The sequence below is a fragment of the Kribbella sp. NBC_00359 genome, assembly GCF_036097425.1.
GTDB lineage: Bacteria > Actinomycetota > Actinomycetes > Propionibacteriales > Kribbellaceae > Kribbella.
Window position 1 is genome coordinate 4,152,273 of the sequence record NZ_CP107975.1, and the last position, 18,266, is coordinate 4,170,538.

The window sequence follows — 18,266 nt, forward strand, 5'->3', positions numbered from 1 at the left end:
GAGCGACCCGTCGTGCGCACTCCCCGTCCGCTGCCGGCGGCGATCGCGCTGGTCGGTGTCGGCGCGTTGGTGGCGGTAGCGGTGTCGCGGCCCTGGGCGGGCTCCGCGAACGCGGCCAGTGGGCCGCCCGAGATCACCGTGTCCCGCAGCCAGTGCGGCCAGGGCTGGACCGACCCGAAGACCGGTCGGCAGACGCTCACTCTGCACAACGCCGGCGACGCAGCCGCCGAGGTCGACCTGGTCGAGGTCAGCAGCAACAAGGTGTACGGCGAGGTGGAGGGCCTGGGCCCGAACACGAGCGCGCCGATGGACGTGCAGCTCGGCGCCGGCCGGTACGCGATCCGCTGCCTGATCGAGGACACCGAGGCCATCACCGGTCCGAGTGTCACCGTTGCGGGCGACGCGAAGGGTGGTCCGGCCGCGGTCGCCGTCACCAAGAACGACATGTTGCCGCTGGTGAAGCTGTACGAGGCCGGGGTCGCCGCCGGCCTGGCCGACCTGGCCGCGAAGACGGACAAGCTGCGCCGCGACGTGGCCGCGGGCAACCTGGATGCCGCCCGGGCCGACTGGCTCCCCGCGCACCTGGCGTACAACTCGCTCGGCGCGGCCTACGACGCGTTCGGCGACTTCGCCGACACGATCGACGGATCCGATGCCGGCTTCCATCCGCTGGAGAAGGGCCTGTGGCACAACGCTTCCGCCGTCGGGCTGAAGCCGATCGCGGACCAGCTGGCCGCCGACGTGCACGGTTTGCAGCATGACCTGCCCAACGACCAGGTGGATCCGAACGATCTCGGGCTGCGCGCCCACGAGATCATGGAGAACGCCCTCCAGTTCGAGCTGACCGGCGAGAACGACCAGGGCAGCGGTACGTCGCTGAACACCGCGCTGGCCAACCTCGACGGCACGGCCAAGGTACTGGCCATCCTCAACCCGGTGCTCGAGCCGCGTGACCCCGATCTGGCCCGGGTGCAGATGTGGGAAGGCCGGGTGCGCGCGCTGCTGGTCGCGCACCAGAACACCCCCGTCGACCAGTTGGACCGGACCACCCGGGAACAGCTCAACGGCGCGGTCGGCGAACTGCTAGAACTGCTCGCCCCCGTCGCCGCCATCTGCGAAGTGCGGAGGAGCTCATGAGTGGCGTCGGGCGCCGGTCCTTCCTGCGCGGGGCGCTGGCCGGCGCGGGCGCGGCGGCGGTGACCGGGCTGTCGGTGTCCGCCGACGCGGCGACGTCGACGTCCGTGGCGTTCCACGGCGTGCACCAGGCCGGCATCATCACCGACCCACAGAAGCAGGCCATCTTCGCGTCGTTCGACGTGATCGCCGCGGACAAGCGCGAGCTCACCGAGCTGTTCACGACGCTGACCGACCGGGCCCGGCTGCTGACCGCGGGCGGCGCGCTGCCGCCGCTGGGCATCACCGCCCCGCCGGCCGACTCCGGCGTACTCGGCCCGGACATGCCCGGCGACGACCTGACGGTCACCGTCGGCGTCGGCGCGTCGCTCTTCGACGACCGGTACGGCATCAAGGACCGCAAGCCGGCGAAGCTGACGGCGATGAAGGAATTCCCCAACGACAGCCTGGACGACAGCCAGTGCCACGGGGATCTGAGCCTGCAGCTCTGCGCGTCGGAGACCGACACCGTGCTGCACGCGCTGCGCGACATCGCCCGGCACACCCGCGGCGCGATGCAGCTGCGCTGGCGTGTCGACGGCTTCCAGAACCCGCCGCGGCCGTCCGGCGCGCAGCGCAACCTGATGGGCTTCAAGGACGGCATCGTCAAGCCGGCGCCGGCCGACCACGACAAGCTCGTGTGGGTCGGTCAGGGAAACAACGGCGAGCCGGCGTGGACCGCGGGCGGCAGCTACCAGGTGCTGCGCCAGATCCGGATGCTGGTCGAGTTCTGGGACCGGGTGTCGGTCGGCGAGCAGGAGAACATGTTCGGCCGGCGGCGGGACTCCGGCGCGCCGCTGGACGGCAACAGCGAGACCGATCTTCCCAACTACCCGGCCGACCCGACCGGCGGCGCGATCCCGCTGACGAGTCACATCCGCGTGGCCAACCCGCGCACCGCGGAGACCGCGGCCAGCCAGTTCCTGCGCCGCGGCTACAACTACGACAAGGGCACCGACTCGGTCGGGGACCTGGACCTGGGGCTGTTGTTCTGCGCCTACCAGCAGGACATCGCCCGGCAGTTCGAGGCCGTGCAGACCCGGCTGATCGACGAGCCCCTCGTCGACTACATCCGGCCGGTCGGTGGCGGCTACTTCTTTGCGCTTCCCGGTGTACGGGACGGCAACGACCACTTCGGGCGGTCGTTGCTTGCATGAGTCACTCAGAAGGAGAAGGCATGCGTGCAAGACTCCGTGTCGCAGCCACGGCCGCTGTGGCCGCGACGGGTTTGTTGCTGGCCGGCTGTAGCGGCGGCGACACCAATCAGGTGGCCAACGCCGCCTATTCGTACAAGGTGGTCCACCCGACCACGCCGATCCAGCATGTGGTGGTGATCTTCGGCGAGAACATCTCGTTCGACCACTACTTCGGCACGTACCCGAAGGCCACCAACGAGAACGGCACGCCGTTCACGGCGGATCGGCACACGCCCAAGGTGAACGGCCTGTCGAAGCAGTTGCTGACGCACAACCCGAACGCCTACGACCCGAAGCGGCTGGCGCCGTCGCAGGCGCTGACCTGCGACCAGAACCACGGCTACGGTCCGGAGCAGAAGGCCGTCAACGGCGGCAAGATGGACAAGTTCGTCGAGAACACCGAGACGGACAAGTGCACCGGCCAGCCCGTGCTGTTCGGCGAGCCGGGCCTGGTGATGGACTACTACGACGGCAACACCGTCACCGCGATGTGGAACTACGCCCAGCACTACGCGCTGAGCGACAACTCGTTCGACACGGTGTACGGCCCGTCGACCCCGGGCGCGCTGAACCTGATCTCCGGGCAGACCCACGGCGGCCAGGCCGTCGACCCGAAGACCGGCCAGCCGACCACTGACGCGTACGCCGTGCAGTCGCCGGACAAGAACGGGATCGGCACCATCACCAACGACCCCGACCCGTACTACGACGACTGCTCCAACAACAACGGCAAGTCGGCCAACAACCTCGCCGTGATGCACGGGCAGAACATCGGCGACCTGCTCAACCAGCGCCACGTCACCTGGGGCTGGTTCCAGGGCGGCTTCAAGCTGACCGGCTCCGCCAACGGCAAGGCCGTCTGCGGCGCGCAGCACGCGAACGTCGGCGGCATCGCGGCGAACGACTACAGCCCGCACCACGAGCCGTTCGAGTACTACAAGTCGACGGCGAACCCGAAGCACCTGCTGCCGAGCTCGGTGAAGGCCATCGGGTACACCGACCAGGCCAACCACCAGTACGACACGTCGGACTTCGACGCGGCCGTCGCGGCGAACAACCTGCCGGCGGTCAGCTTCCTGAAGGCCGGTGAGTACCAGGACGGCCACGCCGGCTACTCCGACCCGCTGGACGAGCAGGCCTTTGTGGTCAAGGAGATCAACCAGCTGCAGAAGTCCAAGGAGTGGGCGTCGACCGCGGTCGTCCTGGCCTACGACGACTCCGACGGCTGGTACGACCACCAGAAGTCGCCGACCGTGAACGGCTCCAAGGACGCGGCGCTCGACCAGGCGGCAACGTGTGGCAAGGCCCCGGTGTCCGGCGGGTACGCCGACCGCTGCGGCTACGGTCCGCGCCTGCCGCTGCTGGTGGTCTCCCCGTACGCGAAGAGCAACCACGTCGACCACTCGCTGACTGACCAGAGCTCGATCCTGAAGTTCATCGAGGACAACTGGCGGACCGGCCGGATCGGCGACCACTCGTTCGACGAGCGTGCCGGCAGCCTGACCGGCATGTTCGACTTCCGGCAGCACCCGAGCAACAAGAAGCTGATCCTGGACCCGAAGACCGGGGCCGTCGTCAGCAACCACTGATCCTCAGTGACCGCCCTGGTCGGCGAGAAATCGTCGATCAGGGCGTTCACCTCCGCGGGAGACTCCAGCACCGCGAGATGAGCGGATTGCTCGAGTACGACGAAGCGCGGACCGGGGATCGAATCCGCCATCTCCTCGGTCTCGGCCACCATGCCCTGGCGGATCGACGAGCACGACCTGGAAGCGAGCGATGAAGTGCGCGACCTGCCCGGACCACAGCGTGCCGTCCATCAGCAGGCTCGGCCAGAACAGCATCGGCGGCCCGGAACCGCCGACTCTCAGCCGGATGCGGCCCAGCACCGTCTCGACGTACCGATCCTCCACCCCCGCAAGCAGCATGACAGAACGCTACCGCTCAGGCCGGCGTGACCGAGGCGGCCAAGCGCGTCGCCAGGCCTTGGACGTGCTCGATCAGCTCCGGCGGCGACTGGACCTCGAACGGGTGTCCGAGCAGGCCGAGATGAAGAGCCAACTCGTCGAGAGAGTTGGCGCCTGCCTCGACCAGAGTCGTCGTCGCGTCGACCGGAGTCACCGTCGCGACGCTCGGCGCGAACCGATCCGCCACCTGCTCGGCCGGCGCCTGGACGAGGAAGCGGGCCTGGTACCGGTAGCCACCGGAGGCGATGCCACGAGCGGTGGTCCCCAGGTCCGGGACCTCGCGCGGAGTGAATCGCGGCCCGGTCGGGATCCGCGGCTCCAGCCGGTCGAGCCGGAACGTGCGCCAGTCGGAGCGGTCCAGGTCCCACGCGACCAGGTACCAGCGCCGGCCCGTGTGCACGAGCCGATGCGGCTCCGTCGTACGGGTTGTCGCCGTACCGTCGTGGTTGCGGTAGTCGAAGCGCAGGCGCTGGTGATCGCGGGATGCGGCAGCGACCGCCAGCAACACGTCCGGCTGCACCGACGGTCCGCCGGCCGGGGTGACGGCGACCGCCTGGAGGAGCTTGATCCGGTGACGCAGCCGGGACGGCAGGACCTGCTCGAGCTTGGTCAGCGCCCGGACGGACGACTCCTCGATCCCGGCCACGGAGCCGGTCGCGGCCGCGCGCAACCCGATCGCGACTGCCACCGCCTCCTCGTCGTCCAGGAGCAGCGGCGGCAGGGCGGCTCCGGCCCCGAGCCGGTAGCCGGCCACTCCTGGCAGGGCGTCGACCGGGTAGCCGAGGTTGCGCAGTTTCTCGACGTCCCGGCGGACCGTGCGGACCCCGACGCCGAGCTCGGCGGCGAGCGCGGCGCCGCTCCAGTCTCTCGGCGACTGCAGGAGCGACAGCAGTTTGAGGAGTCTCGCGGAGGTTTCCAGCATGATTTGATTCTTCCATCTGGTTAGGACCGAAGCTGTCCTAACCAGATGAAAGAGTCGAGACATGATCAAGCCATTCACCATCGACATCCCGCAGAGCACCCTCGACGACCTGGCGGCCAGGCTGGCCGCTGCCCGCCTCCCCGCACCGCTGCCCGGTGACGACTGGGACACCGGCGTACCGGTCTCCTGGTTGGCCGAGCTGGTCGACTACTGGCGGACCAAGTACGACTGGCGGGCCGCGGAGGCGGAGCTCAACACGTATCCGCAGTTCACCACCGAGATCGACGGTCAGCGGATCCACTTCCTGCACGTGAAGTCACCGGAGGCGGACGCCTTGCCGCTGGTGCTGACGCACGGGTGGCCGGGGTCCATCGTCGAGTTCCTCGATCTGATCGGTCCGCTCACCGATCCGGTCGCGCACGGCGGTGACGCCGCGGACGCGTTCCATCTGGTGATCCCGTCGCTGCCCGGGTTCGGGTTCTCCGGGCCGGTGTCGGACAGCGGCTGGAGCCGGCAGCGGATCGGCCAGGTCTGGGCGGTGTTGATGGACCAGCTCGGCTACGAGCGGTACGGCGTCCAGGGCGGTGACATCGGTGGGGCCGTGTCGCCGGCGGTGGCGCGTGCTGCCCGGGACCGGGTCGTCGGGGTCCACACCAACGGTGGGCCGTCGCTGCCACCCTTCCCGTTGCCGGAGGAGGAGCTCGCGACACTCACCCCGCTCGAGCAGGACCGGATCGCGCGGATCGGCGGATTCCTGCAGAAGGAGTTCGGCTACATCTCGATCCAGTCCACCAGGCCGCAGACGGTGGCCTACGGCCTGGTCGACTCCCCGGTCGGCCAGCTGGCCTGGATCATGGACAAGTTCCGCGCCTGGACGTACCCCCTCGAAACCTTGCCCGAGGCAATCATCAGCAAGGACCGGCTGCTCACCAACGCGATGATCTACTGGCTCACGGGGACCGCGGGCTCAGCGGCGTACGTCGGCTATGCGCAGCAGGAGCCGTGGGGCACCCAGCTCGAGAACTCCGGAGTGCCGACCGCGGTCCTGGCCTTCGCCCACGACGTCTGCATCCGCCGCTACGCCGAGCGGGACAACACCATCACCCGCTGGACCGACGTCGACCACGGCGGCCACTTCGCTGCCCTCGAGGAGCCTGATCTGCTGGTCAGCGACGTCCGCGAGTTCTTCCGCGACCTCCGCTGAATCCGTCCATCATGGCCTGCAGGCCGGGGTGGAAGTGGTCGCCTGGTGTGGAGCCGTCGGCGGCCTCGGCGAGGAGGTTGTAGGCGGGATCGGTGGGCGCCGGCCTGCGGCTGCGGCGGTCGGCGCCCAGGGTGAGGACGGCCATGGTGAGGGCGTGGCCGACGGTGAACTCACGAAGGGACCGGCTGATCCGGAGCGCGTCGGCCGGCGTGAAGCCATCGTCGGTCAGGGTCTCGATCATGCGGTTGCCGGTGGCAATGGCGGCGGGGGAGCGGACCGGGCGGGAGGCGAACAGCGTGACGGCGTGCGGATGCCCGAGCAGCGTGTCGCGGAGTCTTTCGCAGTACGCCGCCGAGACCTCTCGCCAGCCCTTTGCCCAGGGCAATGAGTCGGTGTCCAGCCGGTCGAACAGCAGCTCGGCGATGCCGTCGTACAGATCCTCCTGGTCGGTGAAGTGCCGGTAGGCGGCCATCGGGTCCGCACCGAGCTCGGCACCGAGCTTGCGCATCGAGAACTTGGCCAGCCCGATCCGGTCGATCAGCTCGAGCGCGACCGCCGCGATGTAGCCGCGGTTGAGCACGGTCCGCGTCGGCGGGGTGCGGTCAGCCATCGATGAACTCTTCCAGTCGGCGGGCGAACTCCGCGGCGTGCCGCTGATAACCGAGATGACCGCCCGGGAACTCCAGACACGGTACGCCGAGCTCAGCGCTGAGCTGCCGTGCGGGGCGACTGTAGTACCGGCCCTCGCTGGCCACGCCCACTCCGAAGGCCCAACGTACGTCGGTTTGCCGCAACGCGGCGAGGTCCGGCCGGTACCGGACGAACTCGGGCATCTCGGACCGCATCAAGAGCTCGGCGTTGCCGAACAACCGGTTCATCTCGTTGCCGGGGGTCAGTCGCTTCGCCAGTTCGACCCCGGCCGCACCGATCGTGCGGCCGGTCTTCGTGTCGAACAACCTGGTCGGCTTGTCCATCGTGCCCGCGGCGAACTTGAGCATCGCCGGCAGTGCGCCCTCCCGCTGGGTGATCCGGCCCAGGTCGTCGAAGTACGCCACTCGCTCGGCCGCGTCCGGCAGGACCTGGATCACGGGCGGCTCGTGCACGATCGCCCCGGCGACCCGGTCGGCGTGCGAGGTGAGCAGGCTGAGCGTGACGAGCGCCCCTGCACTGTTGCCGAACACGAACGCCCGCTCCACCCCGGCATCATCCATAACCGCCACCACATCCCGAGCCTGCGCCGTGAGCCCGCCGCATTGCTCGGTGTGCTTCCAGCGGCTTCGGGAGTTGCCGCGGCGGTCGAAGGTGATCACGGTGAATCGCTGGGCCAACTCCCGCACCAGATCCCGGTACATGGCCGCATCACCACCGCCGCCGGGCACGAGGACGACAACCGGCCCCTCACCGGTCCGCTCGACATGCAACGTCACATCAGGGATGTCTACACTGTAGATCATATCTACAGTGTAGACATACATTCGGGCCTAGGGGAAGTCGGTCGAGGTGCTGACGTGAGCCCACGCAGCGGCTTCTTCGGCACGGGCCTGGGAGGACCGGTCCGCGTGGGTGAGTGCGTCCTGGCCGAGCAGCAGCCGGAGGGGCGGCTCGTCCAGAGAGACGACCTCGAGGATGGCGGCGGCCGCCTTGACGGGGTCACCCGGTTGCTTACCGTCGGATTCCAGGCGGTAGCGGTTCATCGCGCCGACGGTCGAGTCGTAGTCCGGGTGCACGGGAGCGATCGTCATCGACGAACCACCCCAGTCGGTCCGGAACGCCCCCGGCTCGACGATCGTCACCTTCACCCCGAATGGCTTCACCTCGTTGCTCAGCACCTCCGAGAACCCTTCGACGGCGAACTTCGCGGTCTGATACGCCCCCATCCCCGGCGTCCCGCCAACCCGCCCACCGATCGACGAGAACTGCAGAAAGTGCCCGGCCCGCCGCTCCCGGAACACCGGAAGCGCAGCCTTCGTGACGTTGACCACCCCGAACAGATTCGTCTCCAGCTGCGCCCGGAAGTCGGCGTCTGTCGTCTCCTCGATCGGCGCACTGTTCGCATAGCCGGCGTTGTTCGCAACCACATCAAGCCCGCCGAACGCGTCCAGCGCGGTCTGTACGGCGGCCTGCGCGGCGCCGGCGTCCGTGACGTCGAGCGCGATCGCTCGGACCTGTTCGCCGTACTGCTCGACCAGGTCGTCGAGCTGCTCAGGCTTGCGCGCGGTGGCGACCACTCGGTCGCCGGCGGCCAGGACTGCCTCGGTGAGGGCGCGGCCGAGCCCACGGGAACTGCCGGTGATCAGCCAGATCTTGCTCATGATGGGATTCCTAACTAACCAAACGGTTGGATACATCCCCAAGCTAACCAACCGGTTGGTTGGAAATCAACTAACCGGTTGGTTGCTAAGCTGGCGGCATGCAGCAGCGGAACGCCGACCGGACCAAGACGCGGATCCTCGCCGCCGCCACCGAGGAGTTCGCCGCGCGCGGGATCGCGGGCGCACGGGTGAGCCGGATCGCCGAGGTCGCCGAATGCAACAAGGCGATGCTCTATGCGTACTTCGGCAACAAGGACGGGTTGTTCGACGCGGTGTTCACCGCGTCCGTGGATGCCTATCTGGAGGAGGTGGGGTTCGATGCCGAGGACCTGCCGGCGTACGCGGGGCGGGTGTTCGACTACTTCGAGGCGCATCCCGATCACCTGCGGCTGTCGGTCTGGTACCGGCTCGAGCGGCCGGAGGGTCAGTCGCTGGAAGCGATCCTCGCCGTCAACCAGAGCCGGCTCGACGAGCTGCAGCGGGGGCAGCGGCGGAGGGCGGTGCCGCGGGAGTTCACGGCGGTCAGTCTGCTGTCGCTGATCCAGGCGATCGCCACCAGCTGGTCGTCGATGAACCCGGAGTACATCGCTGCTGTACCGAACGAATCCGTGCGGCGCCGGGCGGTTGTGATGGCGGTCCGGAAGATTCTCAGCTGATTCATTGGCTGGCTCGATGGAGTTCTCAGCCTTGCGAGGTCTACTCGAATGCAGAGGGAACTGGCTGAGAGGGCAACCGCAATGAATGACAGCACGGGACGGCAGGGCGCTGAAGAAGGGCCTGTGCAGGATCCAGGACACCAGCAGCACGCCGCACACCAATCCGGCGCGCAGCCGACAGGGCCGCAGAACGCCGGCCCACAGCAGGGTGGTGTTCCCCAGCCGACTCCGCAGCAGCCTGGCGCACAGCCCACCGGACCGCAGAATGCCGGACCGCAACAGGCAGGCGCGCAGCCGGCAGGCCCGCAGTACGCGGGTCCGCAGCAGGCAGGCGCGCAGCCGGCGGGACCGCAGTACGCGGGTCCGCAGCAGGCAGGCGCGCAGCCGGTGGGGCCGCAGTATGAGGGCGGCCACCATCAGGGCGCGCCGCAGCAGGCGACGTGGCAGGGCGGTCCGCAGCAGGGTGGCGTGCAGTACGGCGGTGCGCTGCAGGCGGGTCCGTGGCACGGGCCCTACGGTGGACCTCAGCATTTCCACGCGTTCGGTCCGCAGCAGCCTCCGCGCAAGCGTGGGCGGCGGCGGTTGTTCGGCACTGTGGGCCTGGGACTGGCCGCGGCGCTCGTCGCCGGATCGGTTGCCTGGGGCATCGATCAGCACAACGGCGGGAACACCTCGCAGCTGTCGCAGCAGCAGTTCGATGCCGCTTCGGTCGCCGCGAAGGTGTCGCCGGGCCTGGTCGACGTGAACACCGTGCTCGGGTACCAGGGTGCGCGGGCGGCCGGCACCGGCATCGTGCTCACCTCCGACGGCGAGGTGCTGACGAACCACCACGTGATCGCGGGTGCGACGTCGATCACAGTGACGGACATCGGCAACGGGAAGACGTACAACGCGAGTGTGGTCGGGTACGACGGCTCCCACGACATCGCCGTACTGAAGCTGAAGGACGCGTCCGGGTTGCAGACCGCGAAGACCGGTAACTCGGACAAGGTGAAGCTCGGGGATCAGGTGGTCGGGATCGGCAACGCGGGTGGCGTCGGCGGTACGCCGAGCTTCGCGGCCGGTCAGGTGACCGGTCTGAACCAGGCGATCACCGCGACCGACGAGAGCGGGCAGGACCCGGAGAACCTCACCGGCCTGATCCAGACCGACGCGAACATCCAGGCCGGCGACTCCGGTGGTCCGCTGGCGAACGCCTCCGGCGAGGTCATCGGCGTCGACACCGCCGGATCCAGCAGCAACAACGGCGGGCAGGGCCAGTTCGGCCAGACCGCGGCCACTACCGGCTCCGCCGCCACCGCGACGCTGACGGCGGACGGCAACGGATTCGGGAACGGCGACGGCAACCCCGGCTTCGGCCCGGGCTCCGGCTTCGGTGACGGCTCCGGCAACGGGAACGGGTTCGGCGACGGATCGGGCAATGGCAACGGGTTCGGCGACGGATCCGGCAACGGCGACGGATCGGGCAACGGCTCCGGCAACGGGAACGGCTCTGGCAACGGCAACGGCAACGGCAGTGGGACGACGACCGAGGGCTACGCGATCCCGATCAACGACGCGCTGAACATCGCCCAGCAGATCGAGAACGGCAAGGCGTCGGACACCGTGCACATCGGAGCGTCGGCGATGCTCGGCATCTCGGTCGAGACGAGCCCCGGTACGACGGGCGCCGTGGTCGGCGACGTGGTTGCGGACGGCAAGGCGGACGACGCCGGCATCACCGCCGGTGACGTGATCACCTCGTTCGACGGTCACGCCGTGGACTCACCGGATGCCCTGTCGGCCCTCCTGAACAAGCAGCACCCCGGCGACAAGGTCGAGGTCGGATGGGTCGACCAGTCCGGTCAGACCCACAAGGCAACCATCGAGTTGATCACCGGCCCCGTTCGCTGACTGACAGACAACAACTGAACCCGGTCCGGTGACATCATCAGCGCACCCCTCCGCTGAAGCGGACCGAACGATCGGGCCCGGCACTCTGTCCCCCAGAGAGTCCGGGCCCGATCGGCATGTTCAGGAGAAGAAGCCGGTCTGCCAGGTCGGGTACGCCGGCGACCACCCGAGATCGATCCGGGCGTGCGCGTTGGAAGCGCCACGAGCCCAGGGCGTCCGACCGGCCGCGGCCGCCGCAACGACCGGCGCAGCCGGGGACAGTGCGGGAGCGGACACACCGGGGGTGGTGGAAGCCAGGGCGTTGGGGGATGTGGTGGGAGAGTCCACGCCTACGGACTCTGTGAAGAGCGGGGTCCAGGTGGTGGCGGGGGCTGGGTCGTTGTCGACGAGATTGACCGGGCCGGTTGGCCAGTCGAGGGCGGCCTGGGCGGCGTCCGCGGCGTCCTGGACATGGAGGAAGCTGGTGATGTCGGGGCCGGTGGGAAGATCGCCGGCGGCGGCGAGATCTGCCATCGCGCCGCCCTTCGTGTACCAGGTGTCAGGGCCGTAGAGCGTGCCGTAGCGGAGGACGACCCATTCGGGGGCTTCGGCGGTGATGTCTTCCAGGGCCGCGACGGCTCGGACTGTTGCGCGGCGGCGGTCGTCCGCGGCATCCAGGTCCAGCGGTGTTGATTCCACCGCGGGTGCGTCACCCGGCTCGTAGGCCCAGGCGATGCTCTGGGAGATCACGCGGCGCACGCCGGCGAAGAGCGCCGCGTCGATCAGGTTGCGGGTGCCCTCACGCCGGATGCGGCTGTTGGCGGCGAAGTCCCGCGAGGTCAGGTCGGTCAGCTGGTGGAAGACCACCTCCGGCCGGGCCGCCGCGACCACCTCGCGCAACCCGGCAGCGTCGTACACATCCCCGACGACGGTCCGGACGCCCTCCGCGACCACGTGGTTCCGGCGGGTGAGCGCGGTCACTTCGTGGCCCTGGGCAACCAATTGGGGAACGAGATGGCGGCCGATCACACCGGTGGCGCCGGCGACGAAGATCCTCATGGGATCACGGTAGGCAGCTCACCTACGACGATCGTGGTCCAGTTGGTGAACGATTTCCTGGGCCACTTCCGGCCGGGTGAACGCTCGTTTACGCTGGTAGCTGAGTAAACAGATGTTCACCGTGTGAGGAACCCAGCTTGACGCTTCGCCCTGCCGCTCATCCACGCCTGATTCTGGCCGCGCTCGCGTTCTGCGGCGTCCTCGTCTCGATCAGCCAGACCATCGTCGTACCGCTGCTGCCCGAGCTGCCGCGGATCACCAACAGCTCGGCCGCCGACGTCAGCTGGCTGATCACGGTGACGTTGCTCACCGGCGCCGTGTTCACGCCCCTGCTCGGACGAGCCGGCGACATGTACGGCAAGCGCCGCGTCCTGCTGATCGCCCTGGCCTCGATGGTCATCGGATCGTTGCTCTGCGCAAGCAGCAACGATCTGCCGGTGCTGATCGCCGGCCGCGCGTTCCAGGGCGCCGCGATCGCCGTCGTACCGCTGGGGATCAGCATCCTGCGCGACGAGTTGCCGCCGCGCCGGGTGATCCCGTCGATCGCGATCATGAGCTCGACCCTCGGCGTCGGTGCGGCGTTCGGGATCCCGGCCGCGACGCTCGTGGTGCAGTACGCGAACTGGCACACGATGTTCTGGATCACCCTCGGTCTAGGCCTGCTCGACATCGTCCTGGTGCTGCTGATCGTGCCCGAGTCCGCGGTCCGGACCAGCGGACGCTTCGACGTCATCGGCGCCATCGGGCTGAGCGCGTTCCTCGTCTGCCTACTGCTCGCCGTCTCGAAGGGCAGCAGCTGGGGTACGGCGGAGATCGTCGGGCTGTACGTCGCTGCCGCGCTCATCGTCCCGTTGTGGGGCTGGTACGAGCTGCGGACCACCAGCCCGCTCGTCGATCTGCGGGTGTCGGCGCGTCCCGCCGTACTGTTCACCAACCTGGCCGCGCTGCTGATCGGGTTCTCGTTCTACGCCAACTCGCTGTCGACCGCGCAGCTGGTGCAGGAGCCGACGTGGACCGGGTACGGGCTGGGCGAGTCGATCGTCGTGAGCGGCCTGTGCCTCCTGCCCGGTGGTGTCGCGATGGTGCTGCTGTCGCCGGTGTCGGCCCGGATCTCGGCCGCCCGCGGGCCGCGGTTCACGCTGGCGATCGCGTCGGTGCTGATGGCGGCCGGGTACGTCGTCCGGCTGTTCACCAGCGGGAGTATTGCGGGGATCGTGGCCGGGGCAACCGTGGTGTCGGCGGGAACCGCGGTGGCGTACTCGGCACTTCCGGCCCTGATCATGCATGCTGTGCCGGTGACCGAAACGGCCGCGGCGAACGGCCTCAACACCCTGATGCGCACGATCGGCTCCGCGATCTGCAGCACGATCGTGGCAATCGTGCTGGCCGGTGTGACGATCAGCAGGGCCGGCCAGGTCGCGCCCGCGTTGTCGGCGTACCTGATCGTCTTCGTCATCGCGGGGCTCGCGGCCGTGGTGGCGGCCGGCCTGGTGTTGCTGATCCCGGCCCGGCGTCCCGCGCCGGTTCCCGTCGAGGTCGGTACGACGTGACGGACCCGGGGCGGATCGCGATCCTCCGGGCGGCCCGGCGGGCGTTCGCCGTACAGCCGTACGACGTGGTCACCCTGCGCGGGATCGCCGCCGACGCGAACGTCAGCGCGGCCCTGATCGTGAAGCACTTCGGCAGCAAGGAATCGCTGTTCGAGCAGGTCGCCGACTTCAGCGAGGCCGCCGAGCTCCTGCTCGCCGCGCCGGACGCGGAGCTCGGGCGGCACGCCGTACTCACGCTGGTGAACTACCGTCGCGACCACGGGCTGGACCTGCTCGTCCGGGTGATCTTCGCGGCCGGCAGCGGTGACGAACGCGCGCTGATCCGCGAGCACTTCCGCGACCAGGTGACACGCGCCTTCGCCGCCCGCCTGACCGGCGCCGACGCCGGCCTCCGCGCCGAACTGATCACCGCCCAGCTCCTCGGCCTCGGCGCCGCGATCTCCGTCGACAAGACCGGCCCCATCGCCACCACCGACCCGGAAGCGATCGCGGACCTCTACGCTCCAGCCCTCCAGGCCCTCATCCGCTGACCCTGAGCTGTGCCACGGATTGAACAGCCGTCTTAGTATGTGGGCAGGGCGCTTGGCCAGAGGTGTGACGCCGTTAACATGGGGCAACCAGGACGAGAGGCGCTGCAACGGACCCAGGTCCGCCACGCTCGACCTGGTGCACCGACTGCAAGGGCGCCTCCGGAATCTTTTTCTGGAGGGGACGGCAGATGAGTGAAACCGCGCTACGGGAACTGCTGGATCAGCGGGTCGCGGTGCTCGACGGTGCGTGGGGGACGATGCTCCAGGGCGCCAAGCTGACGCCGGAGGACTACATCGGCGACCGCTTCGGCGACCACACCCACGAGGTCACCGGTGATCCGGACGTGCTCAATCTGACCCGCCCGGACGTCATCCTCGACGTCCACCGGCAGTACCTGGCGGCCGGCGCCGACATCACCACCACGAACACCTTCACCGCGACGAGCATCGGCCAGGCCGACTACGGCCTGCAGGACTATGTGCGCGAGATGAACCTCGCCGGCGCCCGGTTGGCCCGCCAGGCCGCGGACGAGGTCGGCGGCCGGTTCGTGGCCGGTTCGATCGGCCCGCTCAACGTCACCCTGTCGCTGTCCCCGCGCGTCGAGGACCCGTCGTACCGCGCGGTGACCTTCGAGCAGGTGCGGGACGCGTACGCCGAGCAGATCGCAGCGCTGGCCGAAGGCGGCGTCGACCTCCTCCTGATCGAGACCATCTTCGACACCCTGAACGCGAAGGCCGCCGTCGCCGCGGCCCGCGAGGTCGCGCCACACCTGCCGTTGTGGATCTCGGTGACCATCGTCGACCTGAGTGGCCGGACGCTGTCGGGTCAGACGGTCGAGGCGTTCTGGAGTTCGATCGAGCACGCCAAGCCACTCGTCGTCGGCGTCAACTGTTCCCTCGGCGCCGCCGAGATGCGCCCCCACGTGGCCGACCTGGCCCGGTTCGCCGACACGTACGTCGCCTCGCACCCGAACGCCGGCCTCCCGAACGCCTTCGGTGGGTACGACGAGACACCGGAAGAGACGGCCGGGATGCTCGAGGAGTTCGCCGGGTCCGGGCTGGTGAACATCGTCGGCGGTTGCTGCGGTACGACGCCCGCCCACATCCAGCGGATCGCCCAGGCGGTCCAGGACCTGCCGCCGCGGACCGTCGTACCCACTGATCACACCACCAGGTTCTCCGGCCTGGAGCCGTTCAAGATCGCCCCGGACACCGGGTTCGTGATGATCGGTGAGCGGACCAACGTGACCGGGTCGGCCAAGTTCCGCCGGCTGATCGAGGGGGACAACCACCAGGCCGCGGTCGATGTTGCGCTGGAGCAGGTCCGCGGCGGCGCGAACCTGCTGGACGTGAACATGGACGCCGACCTGCTGGACAGCGAGCAGGCGATGACCACGTTCCTGAACCTGATCGCGACCGAGCCCGAGGTGGCCCGGATCCCGATCATGATCGACAGCTCGAAGTGGTCGGTGCTGGAGACCGGGCTGAAATGCGTGCAGGGCAAGGGCGTGGTCAACTCGATCAGCCTGAAGGAGGGCGAGGAGGAGTTCCTCGAGCGCGCCCGGCGGATCCGTGACTACGGCGCGGGCGCTGTGGTGATGGCGTTCGACGAGCAGGGTCAGGCCGACACGGTCGAGCGCAAGGTGGCGATCTGCGGCCGGGCGTACGACCTGCTCACGCAGAAGATCGGCTTCCCGCCCGAGGACATCATCTTCGACCCGAACGTGCTCGCCGTCGCGACCGGCATGTCCGAGCACAACGGCTACGCCAAGAACTTCATCGACGCCTTGCCGTTGATCAAGGCGCGCTGCCCGGGCGTCCACCTCAGCGGCGGTATCTCGAACCTGTCCTTCTCGTTCCGCGGCAACGACGTGGTTCGTGAGGCGATGCACTCGGCCTTCCTGTACCACGCGGGCAAGGCCGGCCTGGACATGGGCATCGTCAACGCCGGCCAGCTCGCGGTCTACCAGGACATCCCGGCGGACCTGCTGGAGCTGGTCGAGGACGTGATCTTCGACCGGCGCGACGACGCCACCGACCGCCTGGTCAGCTTCGCCGAGAACGTGAAGGGCAAGGGCACCCAGCGCGAGGTCGACCTGACCTGGCGCGAGGGCACCGTCGAGGAGCGGCTCTCGCACGCGCTCGTGCACGGCATCGTGGACTTCATCGAGGCCGACACCGAGGAGGCCCGGCTGACGCGGAAGCGGCCGCTCGAGGTGATCGAGGGCCCGCTGATGGACGGGATGAAGATCGTCGGCGACCTGTTCGGCGCCGGCAAGATGTTCCTTCCGCAGGTGGTGAAGAGCGCTCGCGTGATGAAGCGCTCGGTCGCCTACCTGGAGCCGTTCATGGAGGCGGAGAAGGAGCAGGCCCGGCGTGAGGGACGCGCCGAGATGGTGCGCGGTCAGGGCAAGGTCGTACTGGCCACGGTCAAGGGCGACGTCCACGACATCGGCAAGAACATCGTCGGCGTGGTGCTCGGCTGCAACAACTACGAGGTGATCGACCTCGGCGTGATGGTGCCGGCGGCAAGGATTCTGGACACCGCGGTGGCCGAGGGCGCGGACGTGGTCGGCCTGTCCGGGCTGATCACGCCGTCGCTGGACGAGATGGTTGCCGTGGCCACCGAAATGCAGCGGCGCGGACTCAAGCTCCCGCTGCTGATCGGAGGCGCGACCACGTCGAAGCAGCACACCGCGGTCCGGATCGCCCCGGCGTACGAGCGGACGACCGTGCACGTGCTGGACGCGTCCCGGGTGGTCGGGGTGGTGTCCGACCTGCTCGACGAGGACCGGGCCGAAGCGCTTGCCAAGAGCAACAGTATTGACCAGGAGCGGTTGCGCGAACAGCACGCCAACAAGCAGCGCAGCCCGTTGCTGACGATCGCCGAGGCCCGCGCCAACGCCGAACCGGTCGAGTACGGCGAACTCCCGGTGCCCGCGTTCACCGGGCTGCGCCGGGTGACGCCGAGCATCGAGACGTTGCGGGCGATGATCGACTGGCAGTTCCTGTTCCTGGCCTGGGAGCTGAAGGGCAAGTACCCGGCGATCCTGGACCAGCCGGTCGCGCGCGAACTGTTCGACGACGCGAACACCCTGCTCGACGAGATCATTGCCAACGGCTCCTTCACGGCCGAGGGCGTGTACGGGTTCTGGCCGGCGCACAGCGAGGGTGACGACATCCTGCTGGACGGGCTGGACGTGTCGTTCCCGATGCTGCGGCAGCAGACCGGGAAGCCGGCTGGACGGCACAACCGCTGCCTGGCCGACTACGTCGCGCCGTCGGGTGACCACCTCGGTGGTTTCGGCGTCGCGATCCACGGTGCCGAGGCGCTGGCCGCGTCGTACGAGGAGCGCAACGACGACTACCGGGCGATCATGGTGAAGGCGCTGGCCGACCGGCTGGCCGAAGCCTTCGCCGAGTGGATCCACCTGGAGGCGCGGCGGGCGTGGTTCGAGCCGGACGCTGAGCCCTTGCTGGCGGATCTGCACGCGGAGCGCTTCCGGGGGATCCGGCCCGCGCTCGGGTACCCGGCCAGCCCGGATCACTCCGAGAAGCAGGAGCTGTTCACTCTCCTGGAGGCGGACAAGCTCGGCCTGGGTCTGACCGAGTCGTTCGCGATGACGCCGGCCGCGGCCGTCAGCGGTCTGATCTTCGCCAGCCCGGCCGCGCGGTACTTCAGCGTCGGCCGCCTCGGGCGCGATCAGATCGAGGACTACGCCGTACGCCGGGGCATGTCCGTCGAGCAGGTCGAGCGCTGGCTGCGACCGAACCTGGCCTACGACCCGGAGTGATGTCACACTTCCGCGGCCGGAACGCTCATAC

At 68.9% G+C, this 18,266-nt stretch carries 15 protein-coding genes and 1 riboswitch; of the genes, 9 read left to right on the forward strand and 6 right to left on the reverse strand.

Going from position 1 to position 18,266, the window contains the following annotated elements; genetic code table 11:
* Positions 1-12 precede the first annotated feature (12 nt).
* Genes OG876_RS20335 through OG876_RS20345 form a run of 3 tightly spaced genes read left to right on the forward strand, consistent with a single transcriptional unit; the run spans position 13 to position 3,958 of the window.
* Positions 13-1,137 (forward strand): EfeM/EfeO family lipoprotein, encoded by a 1,125-nt coding sequence (locus OG876_RS20335; RefSeq protein ID WP_328526464.1) that lies wholly within the window; start codon positions 13-15, stop codon positions 1,135-1,137.
* Entirely contained in the window at positions 1,134-2,330 is a 1,197-nt protein-coding gene (gene efeB / locus OG876_RS20340) for an iron uptake transporter deferrochelatase/peroxidase subunit (protein ID WP_328526465.1), read from the forward strand. The genes OG876_RS20335 and efeB overlap by 4 nt, the downstream gene beginning before the upstream one ends.
* 20 nt (positions 2,331-2,350) lie before the next feature.
* Positions 2,351-3,958, forward strand: a complete 1,608-nt coding sequence (locus tag OG876_RS20345; RefSeq protein WP_328526466.1) for a phospholipase C — start codon at positions 2,351-2,353, stop codon at positions 3,956-3,958.
* A gap of 3 nt (positions 3,959-3,961) precedes the next feature.
* Here the strand turns inward: OG876_RS20345 and OG876_RS20350 are convergent, their stop codons facing one another.
* Together OG876_RS20350 and OG876_RS20355 are read right to left on the reverse strand one after the other, a co-directional pair.
* A complete protein-coding gene (locus OG876_RS20350) occupies positions 3,962-4,297 on the reverse strand; it encodes an alpha/beta fold hydrolase (RefSeq protein ID WP_328526467.1) in 336 nt (111 codons plus the stop codon).
* 16 nt (positions 4,298-4,313) lie between these two features.
* On the reverse strand, positions 4,314-5,258 hold the full coding sequence (locus OG876_RS20355; RefSeq protein WP_328526468.1) for a helix-turn-helix transcriptional regulator: 945 nt from the start codon (positions 5,256-5,258) through the stop codon (positions 4,314-4,316).
* A gap of 61 nt (positions 5,259-5,319) precedes the next feature.
* On the opposite strand from OG876_RS20355, the gene OG876_RS20360 reads away from it, so the two are divergent.
* Positions 5,320-6,462 carry an epoxide hydrolase family protein gene (locus OG876_RS20360; RefSeq protein WP_328526469.1) on the forward strand — a complete coding sequence of 381 codons (1,143 nt, stop codon included), beginning with the start codon at positions 5,320-5,322 and terminating at the stop codon, positions 6,460-6,462.
* Here the strand turns inward: OG876_RS20360 and OG876_RS20365 are convergent.
* From OG876_RS20365 to OG876_RS20375, 3 genes are read right to left on the reverse strand one after another with little or no spacing between them, the layout of a single operon-like run.
* Positions 6,425-7,072: a TetR/AcrR family transcriptional regulator C-terminal domain-containing protein gene (locus OG876_RS20365; protein WP_328526470.1), complete on the reverse strand. Its 648-nt coding sequence runs from the start codon at positions 7,070-7,072 to the stop codon at positions 6,425-6,427. The two genes, OG876_RS20360 and OG876_RS20365, sit on opposite strands and share 38 nt — an antisense overlap.
* Positions 7,065-7,916, reverse strand: coding sequence for an alpha/beta fold hydrolase (locus OG876_RS20370; protein ID WP_328526471.1), 852 nt, complete (start codon positions 7,914-7,916; stop codon positions 7,065-7,067). Before OG876_RS20370 ends, OG876_RS20365 begins: the two co-directional genes overlap by 8 nt.
* Positions 7,917-7,943: 27 nt before the next feature.
* Positions 7,944-8,774: an oxidoreductase gene (locus tag OG876_RS20375; RefSeq protein ID WP_328526472.1), complete on the reverse strand. Its 831-nt coding sequence runs from the start codon at positions 8,772-8,774 to the stop codon at positions 7,944-7,946.
* A 98-nt stretch (positions 8,775-8,872) separates the two neighbouring features.
* Here OG876_RS20375 and OG876_RS20380 point away from each other — a divergent pair, with 98 nt between their 5' ends.
* Together OG876_RS20380 and OG876_RS20385 are read left to right on the forward strand one after the other, a co-directional pair.
* Positions 8,873-9,430: a TetR family transcriptional regulator gene (locus tag OG876_RS20380; RefSeq protein WP_328526473.1), complete on the forward strand. Its 558-nt coding sequence runs from the start codon at positions 8,873-8,875 to the stop codon at positions 9,428-9,430.
* 123 nt (positions 9,431-9,553) lie between these two features.
* On the forward strand, positions 9,554-11,323 hold the full coding sequence (locus OG876_RS20385; protein WP_328526474.1) for a S1C family serine protease: 1,770 nt from the start codon (positions 9,554-9,556) through the stop codon (positions 11,321-11,323).
* 120 nt (positions 11,324-11,443) lie between these two features.
* Here OG876_RS20385 and OG876_RS20390 read toward each other — a convergent pair whose 3' ends face one another.
* Positions 11,444-12,361: an NAD-dependent epimerase/dehydratase family protein gene (locus OG876_RS20390; RefSeq protein ID WP_328526475.1), complete on the reverse strand. Its 918-nt coding sequence runs from the start codon at positions 12,359-12,361 to the stop codon at positions 11,444-11,446.
* Between the two features lie 137 nt (positions 12,362-12,498).
* Here OG876_RS20390 and OG876_RS20395 point away from each other — a divergent pair, with 137 nt between their 5' ends.
* The 3 genes from OG876_RS20395 (at position 12,499) to metH (ending at position 18,235) form a co-directional block, all read left to right on the forward strand.
* A complete protein-coding gene (locus OG876_RS20395) occupies positions 12,499-13,911 on the forward strand; it encodes an MFS transporter (RefSeq protein WP_328526476.1) in 1,413 nt (470 codons plus the stop codon).
* Positions 13,908-14,441, forward strand: coding sequence for a TetR/AcrR family transcriptional regulator (locus OG876_RS20400; protein WP_328526477.1), 534 nt, complete (start codon positions 13,908-13,910; stop codon positions 14,439-14,441). The genes OG876_RS20395 and OG876_RS20400 overlap by 4 nt, the downstream gene beginning before the upstream one ends.
* Positions 14,442-14,529: 88 nt before the next feature.
* Positions 14,530-14,607: riboswitch (S-adenosyl-L-homocysteine riboswitch) on the forward strand.
* Positions 14,608-14,629: 22 nt separating this feature from the next.
* Complete coding sequence (metH, locus tag OG876_RS20405) at positions 14,630-18,235, forward strand: methionine synthase (RefSeq protein ID WP_328526478.1); 3,606 nt, start codon at positions 14,630-14,632, stop codon at positions 18,233-18,235.
* The last annotated feature ends 31 nt before the right edge of the window (positions 18,236-18,266 follow it).

Excerpts from the sequence above, each read along its gene's own strand:
- efeB (WP_328526465.1), top strand. The coding sequence starts at position 1,134 with ATGAGTGGCGTCGGGCGCCGGTCCTTCCTGCGCGGGGCGCTGGCCGGC.
- OG876_RS20345 (WP_328526466.1), top strand. The coding sequence starts at position 2,351 with ATGCGTGCAAGACTCCGTGTCGCAGCCACGGCCGCTGTGGCCGCGACG.
- OG876_RS20350 (WP_328526467.1), bottom strand. The coding sequence starts at position 4,297 with ATGCTGCTTGCGGGGGTGGAGGATCGGTACGTCGAGACGGTGCTGGGC.
- OG876_RS20355 (WP_328526468.1), bottom strand. The coding sequence starts at position 5,258 with ATGCTGGAAACCTCCGCGAGACTCCTCAAACTGCTGTCGCTCCTGCAG.
- OG876_RS20360 (WP_328526469.1), top strand. The coding sequence starts at position 5,320 with ATGATCAAGCCATTCACCATCGACATCCCGCAGAGCACCCTCGACGAC.
- OG876_RS20365 (WP_328526470.1), bottom strand. The coding sequence starts at position 7,072 with ATGGCTGACCGCACCCCGCCGACGCGGACCGTGCTCAACCGCGGCTAC.
- OG876_RS20370 (WP_328526471.1), bottom strand. The coding sequence starts at position 7,916 with ATGATCTACAGTGTAGACATCCCTGATGTGACGTTGCATGTCGAGCGG.
- OG876_RS20375 (WP_328526472.1), bottom strand. The coding sequence starts at position 8,774 with ATGAGCAAGATCTGGCTGATCACCGGCAGTTCCCGTGGGCTCGGCCGC.
- OG876_RS20380 (WP_328526473.1), top strand. The coding sequence starts at position 8,873 with ATGCAGCAGCGGAACGCCGACCGGACCAAGACGCGGATCCTCGCCGCC.
- OG876_RS20390 (WP_328526475.1), bottom strand. The coding sequence starts at position 12,361 with ATGAGGATCTTCGTCGCCGGCGCCACCGGTGTGATCGGCCGCCATCTC.
- metH (WP_328526478.1), top strand. The coding sequence starts at position 14,630 with ATGAGTGAAACCGCGCTACGGGAACTGCTGGATCAGCGGGTCGCGGTG.